Source organism: Rhizobium anhuiense bv. trifolii (assembly GCF_024346605.1).
GTDB classification, from domain to species: Bacteria; Pseudomonadota; Alphaproteobacteria; order Rhizobiales; family Rhizobiaceae; genus Rhizobium; species Rhizobium anhuiense.
In genome coordinates, this window is sequence record NZ_CP098803.1 from 4,606,890 (window position 1) to 4,627,979 (window position 21,090).

The window sequence follows — 21,090 nt, forward strand, 5'->3', positions numbered from 1 at the left end:
CAAATCATTTCACCGCGCCGGCCATCAGCCCGCGCATGTAGTAGCGTTGCAAAAGCAGGAAGACGATCAGGCAGGGGATCGTCATGACGACGACACCGGCTTGGACCGCTCCCCAGTTGATGGCGCCGAGCCGTCCGGCGCGAACCGCCGTCATCAGCACCGGCAGGGTGTATTTCTCATTGCTGGAGAGCAGCACGAGCGCCGCGAGAAACTCGTTCCAGGCGTTGAGGAAAGCAAAGATCGCGACCGTCGCCACACCGGGAAGCACCAGCGGCAGAAGAACCCGGACCAAGAGCCTGAGGTCGCGCGCGCCGTCGATGCGCGCCGCCTCTTCGATCTCCTTCGGCACGGCGTCGAAGGCGTTGCGCATCATGAAGACCGAGAAGGGCAGTTGCAGCGTCACATAGACGAGCGTCAGCCCAAGCAGCGAATTGTTGAGGCCGAGCTTTGCCAGGATGATGAAGAGCGGCGTCAAGATCGATTGGAACGGGATCATCAGCGTCGCGATGATCAACACGAAGAGCGCATTCTTCATCGGGAACCGGTAGCGCGAGAAGCCGTAGCCGGCGAGCAGGCTGACGGCGACGGTGAGCACCACGGTGGCGACCGAAACGAACAGCGAATTGATCATGTGCCGCCATATGCCGGCGCCGAACGTATCGAGCAGCGCATAGGAATCGATGCTGACGCCGGAGGTCGGCCACGGCGGCAAGGGCGGCAGGCTGGCCTCCGTGCCATGTCGGAAGGACGACAAGAGCGTGATCGCGAAAGGGGCGAGAAAGAAGATCGATATGGCGATGCCGGTCAGGTGATAGACCGATTTCGTCCGGATCGCCTTGCGCGTGCGGCGCTCTTTTGAGGTGGTCATGGACGCTCCTCCCCGACGCGAAGCAGCCAGAGCTGCACGATGCTGATCGCCACCAGGATGGCGAGAAGCACGATCGAGAGTGCTGCGCCATAACCGAGATTGAACGACACGAAGGACTGATTGAAGATGTAGTAGACCACCGAGATCATCTTGTTCTGCGGTCCGCCTGCGGTCATGATGTAGAACTGGTCGAAGGCGAGGATCGAACCGGTGACGGAGACGATCAGCGCCAGCGCGATCGTCCTGCGCATCAGCGGCAAGGTCAGATGCCTGAACCGCTGCCAGCGGCCGGCGCCGTCGATGCGGGCGGCCTCCGTCAGCTCGGACGGAATGGCCTGGAGCCCGGTTAGAAGAATGATCATGGTGAAGCCCGCGATCTTCCAGACGACCATCACCACGATCGTCAGAAAGGCGGTGTCGAAGGTCGCGAGAAGATTGGGGCTCTTTTCCAGAAGACCGAGCGCCTTCAAGGCGGGACCGATGAAGCCGCTATCGACATTGGCAAGCCAGACCCAAAGCAGCGAGGCCGTGGCAAGGCCGACCACGACGGGCAGGAAGATGATCGTGCGGTAGGCGCTGACGAACTGCCGTTCCTTTTCGACGAAGATCGCCAGCGGAAAGGCGATCGCGAAGATCGCGACAGTGACGATCACCGTATAATAGGCCGTGAAATTCAGCGCCGTCATGAAGCGGCTGTCGTTGGCCATGCGAACGTAATTGTTGAAGCCGATCCAGCGCGACGCCCCCATCAGCGGCCAGTTGTGAAGGCTCATCCATCCAGTGAAGAGAACCGGCATGATGAAGAAGACGATGACCAGCGCCATAGCAGGCGCGATGTAGACGAGGCCGCGCCAGTTCGATTTGCGCCGTCGTCTGCGTCGAGGCAACAGGATCTCCGAACCGAAACCGGTCATCAAACGCTCCGCATCTGTCAATTGAAATTGGCCGGGAAGCTGCCACCGCTCCCCGGCCGCGGCCGAGGGAGAGTTATTGGCCGCTATCGATGATCGATTGCATTTCCGACTGGGCGCTCGAAAACGCGCCGTCGACGTCCTCGCCGAAGATCGCGGCGTTGGTGAAGCTTGCCCAAGGCCCGTTGGCGCTGTTGATCAGATCGTTGAACTGCAGCGTATAGGGCGTCTTGGCGACGGCGATCGCCTTCAGGCCAACCTGCATGCGCGGGTCGAGACCCTCCAGCACCTTGTCGGCGATATCACCGCGCGTCGGCAGGCTGCCATATTTCGCCATGATCTTCTGGCCGTCCATCGAATAGACGTATTCGAGGAACTCCTTCACCGCATCGATCTTCTTCGTGCCCTTGGTGATGACGAAATTGTCGCCGCCGGCAAAGGACGAAGGCTTGCCGTCGACACCGGGAATGAGGGTCACGCCGAAGTTGATATCGGGATGTTCGGTCACCAGCGTGCCGATGGCAAAGGCGCCGAGGCTTTGCTGTCCGATCTTGCCGTTGGTGAAGGTCAGGAAGTTGGCGCCGTTGTCGCTGGCAGCACCCGCCGGCACGAGGTCCTTCTTGACCATGTTGCGGTAGATATCGACCGCCTTGCGCATCTGAGGCGTATCCAGCGTCGCCGTCTTGCTGTCGGCCGACAGGATATCGACGCCGGCGCCCCAGACCAGCGGCGTGAAGGTGAAGATCATGCAGCCGCCGCAGCCGCCGCCGGAGAAATAGAAGCCGTAGGTATCGTCACCCAGCGCCCGGATCTTCTCGGCATTGGCGGTGATTTCGTCCCAATTCACCGGTGCTTTCTCCGGGTCGAGACCGGCCTTCTTGTAGAGGTCCTTGTTCCAGGCAAAGACCGAGGTTTCGACCGAAAGCGGCAGGCCGTAGATCCGATCCTGATAGGTGCCGAGGCGAACATGCGACGGCGAAAGCGAATTGAAATAGGGAAGCGACTTCGCCCAGTCCGTCAGGTCTTCCAGCTGGCCGGCCGCGGCAAAGGCAGGGTTATAAATCAGATCCATCGACAGGGCGTCCGGCGCCTGTCCGCCGGCGATCGCCGTCGCATATTTCTGCACCAACTCGGAGAACGGCACCTCGGTCATCACGACCTTGTTCTCGTGACCGGAATTATAGGCTTCGACGACCTTCTTGAAGGCATCGCCGATCCCCGAGCGAACCCACATCTCGACATTTTCGGCAGCCGACGCGGCCGATACCAGACATAGGGTAGCGATGCTGGTCGCCACCAATAAACGCTTGATCATGACACTCCTCCCGATATGGCGCATCTCCCTGCGCCTTTGCTCATTCCCTTGTTCTCATTCCGTGGAAGCTTTGCTCCCGCATGACTGCCGGACGATCAGCCGGCAGGGCAATTTCCTCACGCCCGGCTCGACAGGCCGTCCTTCCGCGAGCGCCAGCACCGTCAATCCGGCCTGCCGTCCGAGTTCCTTCAATTCCATGTCCACCGTCGTCAGCGGCGGCCGCGTCTGGGCCGCGACAATCTCCCAATTGTCGAAGCCGATGACCGAGACGTCCTGCGGCACCTTGACGCCGCGCTCGCGCAACGCATCCACAGCGCCGCGGGCGATCTGGTCATTGCCGCAGAAGAGCGCATCCGGTTTTTCTCCCGGCCTCTTCCACAGCTGTTCGACCGCGTCATGGCCCCAGCTTTCCGACCAGACGCCGTAGAGCACCGGTTCGCGGTGACCGGCCACCTCGTGATAGGCGCCGGCGCGTTCCCGCACCGAGAAGAAGTCCTCCGGCCCGGTGATATGGGCAATCCGCCGCCGCCCGATCTTCACGAGCCATTCCACCGCCAGCCGCGCACCCTGCTCGTCGTCCGACCGGAAGGTAACGCTGTTCTGCGTCCCCTCCGTGAAGGCGTAGACAACAGGCACATGCAAATTCGACAGATCGACGGGCAGGCGCCGATCCAGGCGCTTCCCCGTCGCGATGATGCCGTCGACCTGTTTGTCCAACATCGCATCGACATGGATCTGCGCAAGGGCCGGATCGTCTTCGATGGCGCACAGGAAGACCGAAACGCCGTGATCGACGAGCGCGTCCGAAATACCCGCCATGACAGGCAGCGTGAAACGGCCGTAGGTATCGTTCGTCAGCAGCCCGACGGTGAAACTGCGCTTGCTGAGAAGACCTCTTGCCAGCGCATTCGGCCGGTAGCCGATTTCGGCGGCGATCCGCTTCACCCGTTCACGCGTTTCCGACCCCATCCGGCCGGTATCGTTGAGCGCTTTCGACGCCGTCGAGATGCTCACCGCGGCAGCCGCCGCCACCTCGTGGATGGTGATCCTGCCCCTTTTTCCTCCCGATATGTTCAGACCTTCCTCCTTCTGAAGTGACATGAGAAAAGCTTTTACCAACTTGCATGTCAAGTGAGAAAAGGTTTTCTCATGCAATTCCAAGAGGGTCAGGAGGCGCAGGCTACAGCAAGGAAGCATAGGAAAAGACCGATGCGATCTGATCGGAGCGGATTGCAATACGTCATAGAGTTGCCAACTTTGCGACAGGCGATATCGACAAACGACAACTCAAGGCCTTCCGTACGTGACGCCTTATTGCATTTGCCTCGCGACTGCAGGTTGAATTCTTAGTAGACGTATGTGACCTTCAGAACGTCGCTGACTTCCTTGAAGAAAGCGCTTCCACAAGATCTGCGGAACGGAACACATGCCCACACAGAAATTATCGGCACGCTTTGCTGACTTAATTGTCCAAGCGAGGACGGTCGAAGCGACCAAAACGCATCATCGCTCGGAATACTCCGGTGAATATGACAGCGTGGACAAAAATCAACTCATCGGCTGGAAAGTAAAGGCGAAAAACCTCCTAGCATCCGCGTGCGCTAAGGACTCAGAACATTATCAAGCGTTTGTGGAGGCTGAAAAGCCGGAGAGCTATAGGGATAGCTGGCAGGAGCTTCAGCAGTTGAAGTCCATTCTGATGGCCGCCCAAGAGGACTACAACGGCGGTTATCTTGATAAGGTTCGTTCGCTCGTTCAGGCGGAACTATTCAGCGATGAGTTGGATCAAGCGCGACAGCTCCTTGCAGCATCGTACGCTACACCGGCCGCTGTCGTCGCTGGCGTTGTGCTTGAAACCAAACTTCGCGACATGTGTATCGCCCAAGGCCTTTCCACCGGAAAGCTCGACAAAATGAATGCCGATCTAGCCAAAGCTGGCGAGTACAGCCTGCTGGTCCAAAAGCGGGTCACCGCAATCGCAGACGTGCGGAACAGTGCGGCGCACGGCCACCCAGAAAAATTCACTGCTGATGACGTCCGAGAAATGATCGAATATGTGGAACGTTTCCTCCTCGATCATTCATAGCAACCGCCCGAGAGCCTAATTCGAGGGACCGTTGCAATCATAGCCGGCGCGCGCAAACCTTTACTTCCGAAGGACGCGGCAACGGTGACGAAGCCCGTTTTTGAAGTGCCAATAGTAAGAAAGATTGGAAGTACGCTGACTGACAAAACTTTTCGGGCGAGACGATGAGCGGAAGAAGGTTTGCAAAAGCAAAACGATGACGGTCAGGATCTCTGGCGGAGATCCTGATTCATGGGGAAACCCAAGCAATCATCGAAAAATCAGGCAACCATCCGCGCCAATGCACAGCGCGACCAGAGCGAATGCAGCGCCTCGACCAGATGGGCGATATCGGCATCGGAATGCAGCGGGGTCGGCGTGATGCGCAGCCGTTCGGTCTTCTTCGGCACCGTGGGGTAGTTGATCGGCTGGACGTAGACGCCGCAATTGTCGAGCAGCAGGTCGGAGATCCACTTGCACTTGGCCGCATCGCCGACCAGCACCGGCACGATATGGCTCGGATTGGGCATATGCGGAATGCCGCGCTGGTCGAGCAGCGCTCTCAGCTTGCGGACCCGGTCCTGATGGCGGGCGCGCTCGAACTGGCTGACCTTCAGATGCTGGATCGAGGCGACGGCGCCGGCGGCGAGCGCCGGCGGCAGCGCCGTGGTGAAGATGAAGCCGGAGGCGAATGAGCGGATGAAATCGCATAGGGCCGTCGAAGCGGCGATATAACCGCCCATCACCCCGAACGCCTTGCCGAGCGTGCCCTCGATGACGGTGAGCCGGTCCATCAGCCCTTCGCGCTCGGCAATGCCGCCGCCGCGCGGGCCGTACATGCCGACGCCATGCACTTCGTCGAGATAGGTCATCGCGCCGTATTTGTCGGCGAGGTCGCAGATCTCCTTGATCGGAGCGATATCGCCGTCCATCGAATAGACGCTCTCGAAGGCGATCAGCTTCGGCGCCTTCGGATCGGCGGTCGCAAGCTTGGCTTCGAGATCGGCCACGTCATTGTGCTTCCAGATCACCTTGTCGCATTTGGCGTAGCGGATGCCCTCGATCATCGAGGCATGGTTCAGCGCATCGGAGAAGATGATCAGGCCGGGGATCTTCGCACCGAGCGTGCCAAGCGCCGCCCAGTTGGACACATAGCCCGACGTGAAGATCAGCGCCGCTTCCTTGCCGTGCAGATCGGCAAGCTCACGCTCGAGCATGACGTGATGGTGGTTGGTGCCAGAAATATTCCGGGTGCCTCCCGCACCCGCGCCACAGTGGTCGATGGCGTTCTTCATCGCCTCGATCACCTTCGGGTTCTGGCCCATGCCGAGATAGTCGTTGGAGCACCAGACCGTGACTTCCTTTTGGCCATCGGCCGTATGGCGCGTCGCGCGCGGGAAATTGCCGCGGTGACGTTCGAGATCGGCAAAAACGCGGTAACGGCCCTCAGCATGAAGCCCGTCCAGCTCGTTTTTGAAAAACGCTTCGAAATCCATCATATGCTCCAGTATCACGCGGACGTTCTTGATGACCGGACGTCCGCGCGTCAATGCTTACCCTTTGCTTTAACATCAACTGCGGCAAAAGGCCCAGATTTTTGAATGATTCCAGATAAAAAATATGCGAGCCGAGATCAATGGAATTGATGCGGCAGAATGCAGCGAAGTTTGCCAACCATGCGAAAGGTGACGACGGCCGCATCGCAAAAAAATCAGCACATCGGATGGACAACCCTTTCTTCCGACATAGTTTTCGGTCTAGCGTGACGAAAAAATAGAAGGGACGGCCTTTGCCCGTTGGGCAACAACCTCGGAGAGAAAAGATGAAGAAAGCTGTCATACTCGCATTGATCGGCCTGTCGATCGCAAGCTGCACACCGACACAGCAGGGCGCCGGCATCGGCGCTGCATCCGGTGCCGTGATCGGCGGCGTCGTCACCGGCGATGTCCGTGGTGCGGCAGTCGGCGCCGCCATCGGCGGCGTGTCCGGCGCCCTGATCGGCAGTGTCGCCGAACAGCCCGGCCAGTGCTACTATCGCGACCGTTACGGCCGCCGCTACATCGATAGCTGCCCGCGCTGAGAGCGCTTGGAAAGCGTCAAATTCGGAAAATCCCGGACACATGTCCGGGATTTTTTGTGCTAAATTAGCGCGTTGGCAATTTAAAATGGTACACGCCGCGCGATTTTGCCGCTAAGCTGTTCACGGCTGGGCAACGAAGCTTCATTGTAGGCATAACCAAAAGCGGCGGATGCGGATCAGAGGGACAGGCCCGAAAACAGGTACTGCGTATCGGCGAACAGGCACCATGATGGTGGTCGCAGCGGCAGCTGCGTTCTCACCGGTCCTGATCGGCGACGCTTATGCCTTCAAGCTTTTCGGCATCACCATTTTCGGCAAGGAAGAAGACGAAGGTGAACAGGTGCCCGATCCGGTGCGCTACCACGTCGACCTCAGAGCCGATACCGTCGATCCCGACCTGAAAGAAGCGCTGGAAAACAGTTCCCGCCTCCTCAGTGACCAGAAACTGCCGGTGTCCGGCGATCTCGGCATCGTCGTCAAGGCGCGCGACGACCGTGAGCGGCTGATCGCCACCTTGTATGAAAAGGCCCGCTATGGCGGCCTGGTAACGATCACCATCGACGGCAGAAACATCGACGACCTGCCGCCCAATCCGACATTCGACCGGTCCGGGCCGATCCCCGTCACCGTCGACATTGCTCCCGGCCCGGTTTTCAAGGTCAGGGAGGTCCAGTTCGGCGGCGATGCCGCAAACCATAATCCCGCCGATTACGATCTCGCCCCGGGCGCCGAGGCCGGCTCGCTCGCCATCATCAGAGCCGGCGACAAGATCGTCGAACAGTTGAAGAGCGAAGGCCGTCCCTTCGCCAAACTGACCGAACGCAAGGTGGTCGCCGACCACAAAAGCGATACCGTCGATATCGTCCTTGCCGCCGAAGGTGGTCCGGTCGCCCCGATCGGCGATGTCGGCGTCACCGGCGAGAAGACCGTCAAGCCAGCTTTCATCCAGCGTTATTCCCGGCTGAACAAGGGCGAAGCCTATTCCCCGGAAGCGTTGAAGAAAGCCGGCGAGCGCCTTCGCGCCCTCGGCGTCTTTTCGAGCGTCACCATCCACGAAGGAGATGCGCTGGCGCCGGATGGCACCCTGCCGATGACGATCGAGGTTTCCGAAGGCAAGAGGCGCTATTTCGGCGTCGGCGCGCAATATTCCACCACCGACGGCTTCGGCATTCAAGGCTATTGGGGCCACCGCAACCTGTTCGGCGAAGCCGAAACGCTGAGGATCGAGGGAGCGGTCTCTCGGCTTGGCGAAACGACGGATGTGGGCAGCCTCGACTATTCCGCCGGCATCCTCTTCACCAAACCCGGCGCCTTCTTCCCCGCCGCCACCCTGAAGGCCGGCATCGTCGCCAAGACCGAAAATCCGGATGCCTATAATGCGACGCTCGTCACCGCCTCGCTCGGCCTGTCCTACGAGTTGACCGACCAGGACAGTGTCTCGGCGAGCGGCGAGCTCAGCTGGGAGCGCGACGACGACGCATTCGGCGAGAACGACTATCTGACCTTCACCCTGCCGATCCAATATGATCGCGACGCACGCGACGACAAGTTCAACCCGACGGAGGGCTATCGCGCGACCTTCTCGGCAAAGCCCGGCTACGAAATCTTCAACGCCACGCCCTATGCGGCATTCCAAGGCTCGATCTCCGGTTATCTGCCGTTCGGCCAGGACGACGGCTTGGTGCTGGCCGGCAAGGTAGCCGCCGGCGTCCTGATCGGCGGCGACAGCATCGGCGACATTCCCGCCACGCAGCGCTTCTTTGCCGGCGGCGGCGGCTCGGTCCGTGGATACAGCTATCAGGAAATCTCGCCCTATAACGACAATGGCGATGCCACCGGCGGCCGCTCCTATGTGACCGGTTCGCTGGAGGCCCGCATCAAGATCACCGATACGATCGGCATCGTGCCCTTCATCGATGTCGGTACTGTATCGGACAGCACCTTTCCGGGTTTTTCCGATATCCGCGCCGGCGCCGGCGCCGGAATACGATATGCAACGCCTTTCGGCCCGCTGCGGCTTGATTTTGCCATGCCGCTGAACAAGTACGAAGATGGCACAGATTACGGAATCTACGCCGGCATCGGCCAATCCTTCTAGAATTGCCGATCCGCTCGTGTTTTCCGATCTGCGAGCCGTCATGAAAACGGGGTAGTGTCCGCGCCGATGCAAACGCTGGCAAAAATCGTCAACTGGATCCTGCGGCTCACCGGCTATGCGCTGGGCGCCACTTTGATTCTCGCTGTCGCAGCCCTTGCGATCTTCGGCTTCACCAGTTTTGGCGCCCGCATCGTCACCGAAAGGATAGCCTCGACGCTTTCCAACCGCGACATGACGATCGAAGTGCGTGAACCGCAAGGTCTTCTGACCGGCGGGCTTCGCGCTGCCGAGATCTCCCTCTCCGACACCCGGGGCGTCTTTGCGGAAATTCATGGCATCGCAATCGACTGGAATCCGCTGGCGCTGCTGACCGGAACCTTCCACGCCAAACGCTTCGAGATCGAAGCGATCGACGTGCTGCGCAAGCCGGTGCGCACCCTGCCCTCGCGGCCCCGAACTGAAGCCTCCGGCGGATTCAGCCTGCCGATCAAGATCGATATCGACCGCGTCGCACTGCCCAATATCAAACTCGCCGCACCCATTGCCGGGCGTGCCTTTGCGCTCGCCGCCGAAGGCAGCCTTTCGGCGAACGGCGATGGCGGCGAGGCTATCGTCAATGTCAGCCGTCACGCGGTCCCCGATGCGCGGCTTGCCGCCGACATCGCCTATGCGCCGGCCGAAAACCGGCTGCGGCTAAAGGCACAGCTTTCCGAACCGAAGGGCGGGCTGCTGGCGGGCTTTCTCGGCCTGCCGGACAGCCCGGCGGTCAACATCGATCTCGACGGCCAGGGGCCGATATCCGATTGGAAAGGCAAAGTGCAGGCCGCCCTCGACGGGCAGCAACGCGCCGCAATCGAGGCCCGGCATCAGATCTCGGCAGACGGACTGCATCACCTCGACCTCAAGGGCGGCGGCGACCTGAGCTCGCTGCTGCCATCGGCATTCCGGCCGCTTTTTGCCGGCCAGACCAATATTGATCTTGCCACCACCTTCGACAACCACGGCAAGATCGATATCCAGACCGGCAATATCGCCACCGGCAGCGTCGTCATCGCTGCCTCGGGCACCCTCGATCCGGCCGGCAACAACAGCCTGAACGCCAATCTGCTCGGCACCTCGGGGCCTGTCGATTTCCGCTGGCCGCTCGCCGAAGGCGAAGCGCGCTTCCTGATATCAGGTCTCAACCTGGCGCTGACAGGCGATGCGCAGGCGGCCCGGCTCAACGTCAGCGGCTCGCTCGACACCGCAACCCTGCCCCAGGCCGATATCGGCAACGTCAAACTGACAGCCAAGAGCGACGCCTTCAATCTCGCCGCGCGTTCTGGCAGCATCCAGCTGCGCCTCGTTGCCGGTGACATGAGCTTTGCCGAGCCGAACCTCAATCGCGCTGTCCAAGGACCGGTCACGATCGCCTCGCCGCTGCAGATCACGCCCTCCGGCATCGGCTTCAACGGCACCACCGTCGAAAGCGCCAATATCAACGGCAGCCTCAACGGCTCCTATCGGCTGGCAGACCAGGCGCTGACCGGCAACCTCAAGCTCACCGTCGAACCGGCGGCCCTGCCGGCTGCGGCAACAGCCAGGTTCGACGGACCGATCTCGCTCGAAAGCCAGGTGGTCGGCACCATCCCGTCGAAATTCGCGCTGTCCAATCTCGTTCTCAAGTCCGGAACGCTGGAAGCGGCCGGCAACGTCGCGCTTGATGGCCAGATGTTGAATGCCGATCTCTCCGGCCGGCTGCCTGACGTCGGCAAGCTCATCCCCGGCGCCAGCGGCGGGGTGGGTTATGCGTTGAGAATAGGAGGTGAGCTCCCGGCAGTCTCGGTGACGGCCAATCTCAAGGCCACCAGCCTTGACATGGCCGACCGCAAGCTCGGCAACCTCAATATCGACCTGTCGGGCCTCGCCGATCCCAAGGCGCCGCAAGGCAAGATCGCCGCCACCGGCACGATCGACGGCCAGCCGATCGGCATCAACGGCGACATCAGTTCGAAGGACGGCAAGACGAGTATTCCGGCACTGACCGCCGATATCGGCGGCAACCGGTTGACCGGCAATGTGGAATTCTCGCCCGCGCTGGAGCCGACAGGCGCCCTGACCTTCGATTTCCCCAATCTCGGCCTGCTCGCCGCACTCGGCGGGCAAAGGGCCGAAGGCGACCTTAAAGGCTCGCTCGGCGTCAGCAGCGATGGCGGCAGGATCGCGCTCAAGCTGCTCGCAACAGGCGGCTCGATCCGCCGTGATACGCTTGCGATCGTCAAGCCGGATATCGATGTCACGGTCAGCGATCTCAGCGCCCTGGCCGCAAGCGGTACGGTCAAGGCCGAGGAGGTGAGTGCCGGAACGAATAAGCTTGCCGGCCTTTCGCTTGGGTTCACCAAGCAACAAGACCATACAGATTTCGATCTCAATACCGCCTATGACGGCAATCCCGTACTGGCGACCGGCAATATCGAGGCGGCGGGCGGCACGATGCACCTGAACCTCGATCGGTTCTCGGCAAGCCCCCGCAATATCCCGATCGAGCTTGCCGCACCAACGCAGGTTACAATCGCCAGCGGGGCCGCCAGCCTGAACGGACTGACGTTGAAGACCGGAACCGGCTCGGTCACCGTCACCGGCTCCGCCGGCGAAACGCTGAAGCTCGATGCCGACATCCACCAACTGCCGGCAGCGCTCGCCAACGGTTTCGTGCCCAATCTCTCAGCCGGCGGCACGATCTCCGGAAGGATTGCCGTGACGGGAACGCCGGCAGCACCCGTCGCCGACTTCAAGCTCGACTGGAAGGATGCGACGACGGGCCAGACCAAGGGCGCTGGCCTGGCGCCGCTCGGTATTGCCGCCGGCGGCAAATTCGCCGACAACAAGCTCGATTTCGACACGACGGTCGGCAGTGGTGACGGCCTCTCGTTCAAGGCCGCCGGCAATGTCTCGCTCGCCGACCCGAAGGCACCGGTGCTTGAGGTCGACGCCGATATCCTCAACCTGCCTGCCCGCATCGCCAATGGTTTCGTTCCCGATCTCGCCGCCGAAGGCACGATCACAGGAAAATTGACGGCGTCGGGCTCCCTCGCTGCTCCAACCGCCAATGTCGATCTCGATTGGAAAAGTGCTGCGACGAGCCAGACGAAGCGCGCCGGCCTTGCGGATCTGACCGTCAAGGCATCCGGAAAATACGCCGACAGCAAGCTCGATTTCGACACGGCGATATCAGGCGCCAACAGCCTCTCGCTGAAAACATCAGGCAATGTCGCCATCGCCGGCACGACGATCGGCAACGTCAAAGTCGACGCCACGCTGACGAATGTCCCGGCGAATATCGCAAACGGTTTCGTCCCCGATCTCGCCGCCGAAGGGGCGATCTCGGGAAAGGTCTCGGCCAGCGGCCCGCTTTCCGCCCCGAGTGCCGATTTCGATCTCAACTGGAAAGACGCGGCGACGAGCCACACGAAACGTGCCGGCCTTGCAGCGCTCGGCGTGACCGCGTCGGGAAAATTTGCCGAAAACAAGCTGGATTTCAACGCGGCAGCCCGCGGCGATCAAGGCCTCTCACTGACGGCCATGGGTAATGTCGCACTCGCCGGTACGGCGATCGACAGCATCAAGGTCGATGCCGAGGTCGCCAAGCTTCCGGCCAGTCTCGCAAATGCCTTCGTTCCCGATCTGGCCGCCGGCGGAACGATCTCCGGCACTGTGTCCGCCGCCGGGACACCCGCCGCACCGAAGGCCGACTTCAAGCTCGACTGGACGGATGCTGCGACCAGTCAGACCCGAAGCGCTCATCTCTCTGGCCTCGCGCTGTCCACATCCGGACGCTTCGCCGACGATCGCCTCGATTTCGATGCCAATCTCGCCGGCAAGGACGGCCTCTCGCTCAAGGCCGCCGGCAATATCGCGATATCGGGCACATCAGTTCGTAACATCGACGTCAAGGCCGATCTTGCCAACCTGCCTGCAGGTCTCGCCAACGGCTTCGTCCCCGGTCTAGCCGCCGAAGGCACGGTCTCGGGAACGGCATCCGCCTCCGGAGCACTGCCGAAACCGGCCGTCGATTTCAAGCTCGACTGGAAGAATGCCGCCACCGCCCAAACCAGGAGCAGCGGCCTGTCGGGACTGAGTGCTGCGGCATCCGGCAAATTCGCCAATGACCGGGTCGATTTCGACGCCAACCTCGCCGGCAAGGACGGCGTGCTGGCCAAGGCAAAGGGCGGCGTCACCATCGCGGGAACGGCCATCAGGGACCTTTCGATCAATGCCGATATCCCGGCGCTGCCGGCAAGTATCGCAAATGCCTTCGTTCCCGATCTTGGTGCCGAAGGCACGCTCTCGGCAAATGCCGTGACGTCGGGAACGCCGACAAATCCGATCGTCGATTTCAAGCTCGAGTGGAAAGATGCCGCGACCAGCCACACCAAGGCTGCCGGCATTTCCCGCCTTGCGCTGGCGGCGACGGGAAAATACGCCGGTGACAGGCTGGATTTCAATGCCGCCCTCACCGGCAGCGGCGGCATTGCGCTGAAAGCCACCGGCAATCTCGCCATCGAAGGCACATCGATCCGCTCGCTCGACGTCACGGCAAACACCAGCAATCTGCCGGCTGGCATCGCCAACGGCTTTGTTCCCGGCCTTGCAGCCGAGGGCGCGGTCTCGGCGACCGTCAAGGCCACCGGTGCGTTGTCTTCGCCCTCCGTCGACTTCAAGGTCGACTGGAAGAACGCAGCGACGAGCCAGACAAAGGGCGCCGGCCTTTCGCCCTTCAACATCGACGCATCCGGCAAACTTGCCGGAAACAAGCTGACGGTCGAGACCAGCCTTGCAGGTGACGCCGGCATGTCGCTGAAGGGCGGCGGCAGTGTTGCGATCACAGGCAATCGCCCCATCGACATGCGCTTCAACGGCAATCTTCCTTTCGCCGTGCTCGGCGCCCCGCTTGCGCAGCAGGGTCTCGTCGCTGACGGCGTCGCCACCGTCAATCTCCAGATCGGCGGAACGGCCGCAGCACCCGTCATCAACGGCACTGTCTCGACCAATGGCGCAAAGCTCGTCGACGTCCGGCGCAATCTGGCCGTCAACAACCTTGCGGCAACGGTGACCTTCAATGGCAGCCAGGCCGTGATATCGCGCCTCAACGGCAGCCTTGGCAGCGGCGGCACGATTTCGGCCAGCGGCACGATCGGCATCCAGCCGGCCGGCGGCTTTCCCGCCGACATTTCGATTAAGCTCGATAAGGCGGTCTATGTCGATGGAACCCTTGTCGTCTCGACCGTCAATGGCACGCTCGGCCTACGCGGGCCGATTGCAAACGCGACGCTGAGCGGCAAGCTTCGGCTGGACAAGACCTCGATCACCGTCCCGGAAAAATTGCCGACCTCGCTCAGAGAAATCGACATCCGGCATAAGAACGCGCCGCGGGCGGTGCTGGCGCAGCTGCGTGATGACGGCGAGCGCAAACCCGGCGAGAAATCCTCCGTGATGACACTGGATCTCGAAATCGACGCGCCATCGCATATCTTCGTGCGCGGCCGCGGCATCGATGCCGAGCTCGGCGGCCGCGTGACCATTCGCGGGACGGCGGCGGCACCGGTCGTCACCGGCGGTTTCACCATGCGCCGCGGCCGCCTGACCATTCTCAACCGCCGCCTGGATTTCTCCGACAAGAGCCGGATCACCTTTGCCGGCGACCTGACGCCGGCGCTCGAGATGGAAGCGACCTCGACCTCCGGTACCACGACGCTGACCGTCGACGTCGCCGGCCTCGCCACCGACCCCGCCATCACCTTTTCTTCCTCGCCCCAGCTGCCGCAGGACGAGGTCCTCGCGCAGCTGATTTTCGGCCAGTCGATGTCGAAGCTCTCACCCGTGCAGATCGCCCAGCTCGCCGACGCCGTCAGCCAGTTGGCCGGCAACCGCTCCACCTCGCTTTTCGAAGGCCTGCGCAACCAACTCGGCGTTGACGACTTTGACGTCAGCACCGATTCCAAGGGCCAGACGAGCGTCAGCGTCGGCCGCTATCTCAACGACCGCACCTATTTCGAATTGCAGCAGGGTGGTTCGGCCGGCGCCAAGGCGGTGATCAACCTCGATGTCGGCCGCGGCGTCAAGCTGCGCGGCGGAGCAGGCGGCAATGGTGAAGGCGAAGCTGGCATCGTCTATGAACGGGAATACTGATGCATCGCATCTCGCCTGAAGCTGCTGCGCGGCAGTTTTGGAATGACGGCATGCACGAGCTCTAAGCCGCCTTAGAAACCGGTCTTGCTCGTCTTGAGAAGAATGTTGGTCTCGGTCGAATTGATGCCGTTGATCAGTCGGATGCGGCGCAGCGTCTCGTCGAAGGAGGGAAGATCCCGATCCTCGAGTTCGGCGACGAAATCCCATTTGCCGTTGGTGCTGTGAAGTGCGCGCACCTGTGGCAGGCCCCGCAGCTGATCGGCCACCCTGTCGGCGAGCTTGCCGAGCACCTCGATCATGACGATGGCGCGCACGCCGGCGGACCGCGTCTCGTGACCGGTGCGGATGGTGAAGCCGACGATGGTGCCGCTGGCGACCAGCCGGTCGATCCGGGCAGCGACCGTTGCCCGCGATGCACCCGTCATCGCTGCAAGCGAGGAGACGGAAATCCGGGCATTGTGGCGAAGGGCACTGAGAAGTTCGGTGTCGAGATCATCCACGCTGATCACTTTGTCAAAATAGGTTTATCATTCTGCGCAATCATAATCCATTTCTGACAATTTTCCATCTTTTTGCCGTCAGCCCTTTATCTCACTATCGGTCGAAACAGGCCTGAACACGGAGCCCCAGACATGAATGCCCAATCGCGATCCGTCACCCTCATCGGCGCGCCGCTGGAAGAAGGCTCCGGCCGCAGAGGCGCTGCCATGGGGCCTGCCGCCTTGCGCATTGCCGGCGTCGATCAGACGTTGATCGAGCTTGGCCATGACGTCGCCGATATCGGCGATCTCAGGATCGTGCCGGCGATGGATCTGCCGAACCATCCGAAAGCCCACAATCTGAGGATCGTCGGCGCCTTCACCCGCGCGCTCGAAAGCAGCGTCCATGACGTCGCCGCCGCCGGCCGTTTCCCGCTCATTCTCGGCGGCGACCACAGCCTTTCCATGGGCAGCGTCTCCGGCATGGCCCGTTATGCCGCCAGCAAGGGCCGCCCGCTCTTCGTCCTCTGGCTCGATGCCCATGCCGACTTCAATTCTCCGGCCACCTCGCCCTCCGGCAATATTCACGGCATGCCCGTCGCCTTCTTCTGCGGCGAGGCCGAATTCGCCGAGATCCTGCCGAAGGACCGTCCGTTCGTCGATCCGAAGAATGTCTTCCAGGTCGGCATTCGTTCGGTCGATGCGCGTGAGCGCGAAGAAATCCACGAACATGGCGTCAACGTCTTCGACATGCGCGCGATCGACGAGCAGGGCATCGGCGCCATCATGCGTGAGATCCTGGACGTCGTGACCAAGGCGAACGGCCTGCTGCATGTCAGCCTCGACCTCGATTTCCTCGATCCCGAGATTGCCCCTGGCGTCGGCACGACGGTCCCGGGCGGCGCGACCTTTCGCGAGGCGCATCTGGTGATGGAAATGCTTTCGGATAGCGGCCTCGTCTCGTCGCTCGATCTCGTCGAACTCAATCCGTTTCTCGACGATCGCGGCAAGAGCGCCCGCATCCTGGTGGAGCTGACGGCAAGCCTCTTCGGCCGCCGCATCTTCGATCGTCCGACACGCGCGGCATAGAGCATGTCGCGCAAAACTGTGCAGCAGTTTTGCGATCACGACATGCGGAAACCAAAGACTAAGGGAGAACGGCCATGACCACTTCGGAAAAACTGATCGCCACCGAACAGCGGCTCGGCGCCAACAATTACAAGCCGCTCGACGTGGTATTGACGCGTGGCGAAGGCGTTTATGTCTGGGATACCGACGGCAACCGTTATCTCGATTGCCTCTCGGCCTATTCCGCCGTCAACCAGGGCCATTGTCATCCGAAGATCCTTGCCGCCATGGTCGAGCAGGCGGGCAGACTGACGCTCACCTCCCGCGCCTTCCGCAACGACCAGCTCGCCTATCTCTACGAAGAACTCGCCGCTCTCACCGGCTCACACAAGATCCTGCCGATGAATTCCGGCGCCGAAGCCGTGGAGACCGCCATCAAGGCGGTGCGCAAATGGGGATACGAGGTCAAGGGCGTGCCGGAGGGCAAGGCGGAGATCATCGTCTGCGCCGATAATTTCCACGGCCGGACGCTGAGCATCATCAGCTTCTCCACAGATCCCGATGCCCGCATCGGCTTCGGCCCCTACACGCCGGGCTTCCGCACCATTCCCTTCGGCGATGCCGAGGCTTTTGCCGCGGCAATCAATGCCAATACGGTGGCCGCCCTGATCGAGCCGATCCAGGGGGAAGCCGGCGTCATCATCCCGCCGGCGGGTTATTTCACCCGCATTCGTGAACTCTGCACTGATAACAACGTCACCCTCATTCTCGACGAGATCCAGACCGGCCTCGGCCGCACCGGCAAGCTGCTGGCTGAGGAACACGAAGGCATCGAGGCCGACGTGACGCTGATCGGCAAGGCGCTCTCCGGCGGCTTCTACCCCGTGTCAGCAGTGCTTTCGAATTCCGAAGTCCTCGGCGTGCTGAAGCCCGGCCAGCACGGCTCGACCTTCGGCGGCAATCCGCTCGCCTGCGCGGTGGCACGCACCGCACTGAAGGTGCTGACGGAAGAGGGCATGATCGAGAACGCTGCGGTCATGGGCGATTATTTCCTCGATGGCCTCAGGTCGATCCGCTCGAACATCGTCAGGGACGTGCGCGGCCGCGGTCTGATGATGGCCATCGAACTGGAACCCGAAGCCGGCGGCGCGAGGCAATATTGCCATGCGCTGAAGGAGCGCGGCCTGCTCGCCAAGGATACCCACGACCATACGATTCGTCTCGCTCCGCCATTGGTCATAACAAGGGAGCAGGTGGATTGGGCAGTCTCGCAGATCGAAAAGACCATAGGCTGAGGTAAATCGGGGCTGAAAACCTTCGCAACCCCCCTCCCGATTTAGATTTGGGCAACACTCTTTCGCTAATGTCGTCGTAACCGTAACGATGCTTCGCCGAGCGCAAAGCCATCGCGTGGTGTGAAGGCAAGGCTCGTCAGCGCCAATGGTGGCGCACCCGCTTCTGCTTTGGCTTACGACAGTTGGGAAGAATTCTAATGGCCACGATCAATTCCACTAGCTTCAGCGGCGATACGCTCGAGATCATTGCCTTCCGCCTGCATGATCAGGAATTCTGCGTCAAGACCACGACCATCCGCGAAATCCGCGGCTGGGCGCCGTCGACGCCGATCCCGCACGCCCCGGCCGATGTCATCGGCGTCATGAACCTGCGCGGCTCGGTGATCCCGATCATCGATCTTGCCTACAAGCTCGGCATGAAGAGCACCGTCGCCAACGAGCGCAGCGCCATTGTCGTCGCCGAAGTTCACAGCATGGTCATCGGCATGCTCGTCGACCGCGTCTCGGACATTCTCACCATCTCGTCCAGCCAGGTCCAGCCGGTGCCTGAGGTGACCGCCTCCTTCGACCGCGCCTATTGCGAAGGCATCATCGCTTCAGAAAATGGCATGATCTGCTTCCTGAACCTCTCCAAGATGTTCAAGGAAAACGAGACCGATGATCTGGCGGCCTGATCGGCCTAGGCATTCGTTCTAGACAATTCGCATTTGAAAAACCGCCTATCCGGGCGGTTTTTTTATTATGTACCGCAAGGCTCTTCCGCACGGCTCAATATTAGTTATTTCTTTTATACGAGATATTAACCACGTCCTATCATCATACGACACACAAGGATGATACGTTTTCCGCAAATCTCGGAGGAATGACAGACGATACGGCTGTCATTCCATCACCGGCATTCTTCGTCCGACACGCTTCGTCTTATCAGCCGAAGCAGCAGAACGCGCATTTCAGAGGGGCAAGGATGTTTGGTCTATCTTCCGACTCGAAATATATTCTCAATGCCATTTCCAAATCGCAGGCGATCATCGAATTCGATCTCAATGGAAATATCCTCACGGCGAACGAGAATTTCTGCAATGCGCTTGGTTATCGCCTGAGCGAGATCGTCGGCAAGCATCACAGCATGTTCTGCGAGCCGGCCTATACGGCAACTCCTGACTATCGCGCCTTCTGGGCGCGGCTCGGGCGCGGCGAATATGATGCCGGCGCCTACAAGCGTCTTGCCAAGGGCAACCGCGAGATATGGATCCAGGCTTCCTACAATCCTGTTTTCAAGGGCGGAAAGCCATTCAAGGTGGTGAAATTTGCAGCCGACATCACTGCCGCCAAGAAGCAGGCGGTCGAGGATTCCGGCAAGCTGCAGGCGATCTCGCGTTCGCAGGCGGTGATCGAATTCAGCCCGATGGGCGAGATCCTGACCGCGAACGAGAATTTCTGCAACGCCATGGGCTATTCCCTGGCCGAGATCAGCGGCAAGCATCACAGCATATTCTGCGATCCGGCCTATGTCGGCACAGAGGATTACAAAAGCTTCTGGCGGCGTCTGGCCAATGGCGAATTCATCGCCAACGAATTCGTCCGTTTCGGCAAGGGCGGTCGCGAAATCTGGATCCAGGCAGCTTATAACCCGATCGTCGATGCCGACGGCAAGGTCTACAAGGTGGTGAAGTTCGCCACCGACGTCACCCAACGCATGAGCGCGATTTCTTCGCTCGGCGGCGCGCTGCGTCACCTATCCGAAGGTGATCTGACAAGGACGGTCGACACGCCCTTCGTCCCCTCGATGGAGCAATTGCGCCACGATTTCAACACGACGATCAAAGTCCTTGCCGAGACGATGAAGACAATCGGCGAGAATGCCGGTGCGATCGCCATCGGCTCACGCGAGATCGGCGCATCGGCCGATTCCTTCTCCAAACGGACGGAACAGCAAGCCGCATCGATCGAAGAAACCGCCGCCGCGCTGGAGGAAATCACCACCACGGTCAACGATTCCAGCCGCCGCGCCGATGAGGCCGGCCGCCTCGTCGCCATGACCAAACAGGGCGCCGAGCAATCCGGCACCGTGGTCCGCAATGCCGTTGCCGCCATGGGCCAGATCGAACAGTCCTCGCACGAGATCACCAACATCATCGGCGTCATCGACGATATAGCCTTCCAGACCAACCTCCTGGCATTGAATGCCGGCGTCGAGGCGGCCCGCGCCGGCGAAGCCGGCAAGGGCTTCGCCGTGGTGGCCCAGGAAGTCCGGGAGCTCGCTCAGCGCTCCGCCAAAGCCGCCAAGGAGATCAAGGCGCTGATCAACACGTCGGGCGAGCATGTCAGGAACGGCGTCGGCCTCGTCGGCCAGACAGGCAAGGCGCTGGAGGAGATCGTCGCACAGGTCGGCGATATCGACGGCAACGTCGTCGCCATCGTCGAGGCCTCCAGGGAGCAGGCAACCGGCCTCAAGGAAATCAACCACGCGGTCAATACGCTCGATCAGGCAACGCAGCAGAATGCCGCCATGGTCGAAGAGAGCACCGCCGCCAGCCATAGCCTTGCCAAGGAAGCCGAAACGCTGCGCGTCCTGCTGACACGATTCCGTCTGCCGGGCCAGACCCAGGCCGCCGGCCGGCCGGAGGTGAGACATGAGGCGAGGCAAGCGGGTTCACCGGCGCTGCACCTTATTTCACGCGTCGCAAAGGCGCACGGCGCCGCTGCGACCGCCCAGAGCTGGGAAGAATTCTGATCCCAGCCG

Annotated in this window: 14 protein-coding genes; 8 read left to right on the forward strand and 6 right to left on the reverse strand. The window is 61.2% G+C overall.

Annotation, left to right across the window (positions count from 1 at the left end):
• Positions 1-4: 4 nt before the first annotated feature.
• The 4 genes from NE851_RS31200 to NE851_RS31215 form a co-directional block, all read right to left on the reverse strand.
• Entirely contained in the window at positions 5-868 is an 864-nt protein-coding gene (locus NE851_RS31200; protein ID WP_063476273.1) for a carbohydrate ABC transporter permease, read from the reverse strand.
• Entirely contained in the window at positions 865-1,782 is a 918-nt protein-coding gene (locus tag NE851_RS31205; protein ID WP_063476272.1) for a carbohydrate ABC transporter permease, read from the reverse strand. The genes NE851_RS31200 and NE851_RS31205 overlap by 4 nt, the downstream gene beginning before the upstream one ends.
• 73 nt (positions 1,783-1,855) lie before the next feature.
• Positions 1,856-3,094 carry an ABC transporter substrate-binding protein gene (locus NE851_RS31210; RefSeq protein WP_063476271.1) on the reverse strand — a complete coding sequence of 413 codons (1,239 nt, stop codon included), beginning with the start codon at positions 3,092-3,094 and terminating at the stop codon, positions 1,856-1,858.
• 54 nt (positions 3,095-3,148) lie between these two features.
• Positions 3,149-4,126: a LacI family DNA-binding transcriptional regulator gene (locus NE851_RS31215; protein ID WP_063476270.1), complete on the reverse strand. Its 978-nt coding sequence runs from the start codon at positions 4,124-4,126 to the stop codon at positions 3,149-3,151.
• Positions 4,127-4,520: 394 nt separating this feature from the next.
• Between NE851_RS31215 and NE851_RS31220 the strand changes: the two genes are divergently transcribed.
• The gene (locus NE851_RS31220) at positions 4,521-5,180 is read left to right on the forward strand and encodes a DUF4145 domain-containing protein (RefSeq protein ID WP_127431860.1); all 660 of its coding nucleotides are present in this window, start codon (positions 4,521-4,523) and stop codon (positions 5,178-5,180) included.
• Positions 5,181-5,440: 260 nt separating this feature from the next.
• Here the strand turns inward: NE851_RS31220 and hemA are convergent, their stop codons facing one another.
• Positions 5,441-6,655: a 5-aminolevulinate synthase gene (hemA, locus tag NE851_RS31225; RefSeq protein WP_254962465.1), complete on the reverse strand. Its 1,215-nt coding sequence runs from the start codon at positions 6,653-6,655 to the stop codon at positions 5,441-5,443.
• 326 nt (positions 6,656-6,981) lie between these two features.
• Between hemA and NE851_RS31230 the strand changes: the two genes are divergently transcribed.
• The 3 genes from NE851_RS31230 to NE851_RS31240 all read left to right on the forward strand — a co-directional run bounded on the left by NE851_RS31230 (position 6,982) and on the right by NE851_RS31240 (position 15,505).
• Complete coding sequence (locus tag NE851_RS31230) at positions 6,982-7,239, forward strand: YMGG-like glycine zipper-containing protein (RefSeq protein WP_028756469.1); 258 nt, start codon at positions 6,982-6,984, stop codon at positions 7,237-7,239.
• Positions 7,240-7,408: 169 nt separating this feature from the next.
• Positions 7,409-9,337 carry an autotransporter assembly complex protein TamA gene (locus NE851_RS31235; RefSeq protein ID WP_174824497.1) on the forward strand — a complete coding sequence of 643 codons (1,929 nt, stop codon included), beginning with the start codon at positions 7,409-7,411 and terminating at the stop codon, positions 9,335-9,337.
• Positions 9,338-9,403: 66 nt separating this feature from the next.
• The gene (locus tag NE851_RS31240; RefSeq protein WP_127431333.1) at positions 9,404-15,505 is read left to right on the forward strand and encodes a translocation/assembly module TamB domain-containing protein; all 6,102 of its coding nucleotides are present in this window, start codon (positions 9,404-9,406) and stop codon (positions 15,503-15,505) included.
• A gap of 71 nt (positions 15,506-15,576) precedes the next feature.
• Here the strand turns inward: NE851_RS31240 and NE851_RS31245 are convergent, their stop codons facing one another.
• Positions 15,577-16,014 (reverse strand): Lrp/AsnC family transcriptional regulator, encoded by a 438-nt coding sequence (locus tag NE851_RS31245; protein WP_174824498.1) that lies wholly within the window; start codon positions 16,012-16,014, stop codon positions 15,577-15,579.
• Positions 16,015-16,137: 123 nt separating this feature from the next.
• On the opposite strand from NE851_RS31245, the gene rocF reads away from it, so the two are divergent.
• From rocF to NE851_RS31265, 4 genes are all read left to right on the forward strand, one after another.
• Entirely contained in the window at positions 16,138-17,073 is a 936-nt protein-coding gene (gene rocF, locus NE851_RS31250; RefSeq protein ID WP_028756020.1) for an arginase, read from the forward strand.
• Between the two features lie 74 nt (positions 17,074-17,147).
• A complete protein-coding gene (gene rocD / locus NE851_RS31255; RefSeq protein ID WP_028756021.1) occupies positions 17,148-18,347 on the forward strand; it encodes an ornithine--oxo-acid transaminase in 1,200 nt (399 codons plus the stop codon).
• 197 nt (positions 18,348-18,544) lie between these two features.
• Positions 18,545-19,021: a chemotaxis protein CheW gene (locus NE851_RS31260; protein ID WP_011427049.1), complete on the forward strand. Its 477-nt coding sequence runs from the start codon at positions 18,545-18,547 to the stop codon at positions 19,019-19,021.
• 290 nt (positions 19,022-19,311) lie between these two features.
• A complete protein-coding gene (locus tag NE851_RS31265) occupies positions 19,312-21,081 on the forward strand; it encodes a methyl-accepting chemotaxis protein (protein ID WP_047615524.1) in 1,770 nt (589 codons plus the stop codon).
• Positions 21,082-21,090: the final 9 nt, after the last annotated feature.

Coding starts and splice junctions, on each gene's coding strand:
- NE851_RS31230 (WP_028756469.1), top strand. CDS start 6,982: ATGAAGAAAGCTGTCATACTCGCATTGATCGGCCTGTCGATCGCAAGC.
- NE851_RS31205 (WP_063476272.1), bottom strand. CDS start 1,782: ATGACCGGTTTCGGTTCGGAGATCCTGTTGCCTCGACGCAGACGACGG.
- NE851_RS31235 (WP_174824497.1), top strand. CDS start 7,409: ATGCGGATCAGAGGGACAGGCCCGAAAACAGGTACTGCGTATCGGCGA.
- NE851_RS31265 (WP_047615524.1), top strand. CDS start 19,312: ATGTTTGGTCTATCTTCCGACTCGAAATATATTCTCAATGCCATTTCC.
- hemA (WP_254962465.1), bottom strand. CDS start 6,655: ATGGATTTCGAAGCGTTTTTCAAAAACGAGCTGGACGGGCTTCATGCT.
- NE851_RS31210 (WP_063476271.1), bottom strand. CDS start 3,094: ATGATCAAGCGTTTATTGGTGGCGACCAGCATCGCTACCCTATGTCTG.
- NE851_RS31260 (WP_011427049.1), top strand. CDS start 18,545: ATGGCCACGATCAATTCCACTAGCTTCAGCGGCGATACGCTCGAGATC.
- rocF (WP_028756020.1), top strand. CDS start 16,138: ATGAATGCCCAATCGCGATCCGTCACCCTCATCGGCGCGCCGCTGGAA.
- NE851_RS31240 (WP_127431333.1), top strand. CDS start 9,404: ATGCAAACGCTGGCAAAAATCGTCAACTGGATCCTGCGGCTCACCGGC.
- NE851_RS31200 (WP_063476273.1), bottom strand. CDS start 868: ATGACCACCTCAAAAGAGCGCCGCACGCGCAAGGCGATCCGGACGAAA.
- rocD (WP_028756021.1), top strand. CDS start 17,148: ATGACCACTTCGGAAAAACTGATCGCCACCGAACAGCGGCTCGGCGCC.
- NE851_RS31220 (WP_127431860.1), top strand. CDS start 4,521: ATGCCCACACAGAAATTATCGGCACGCTTTGCTGACTTAATTGTCCAA.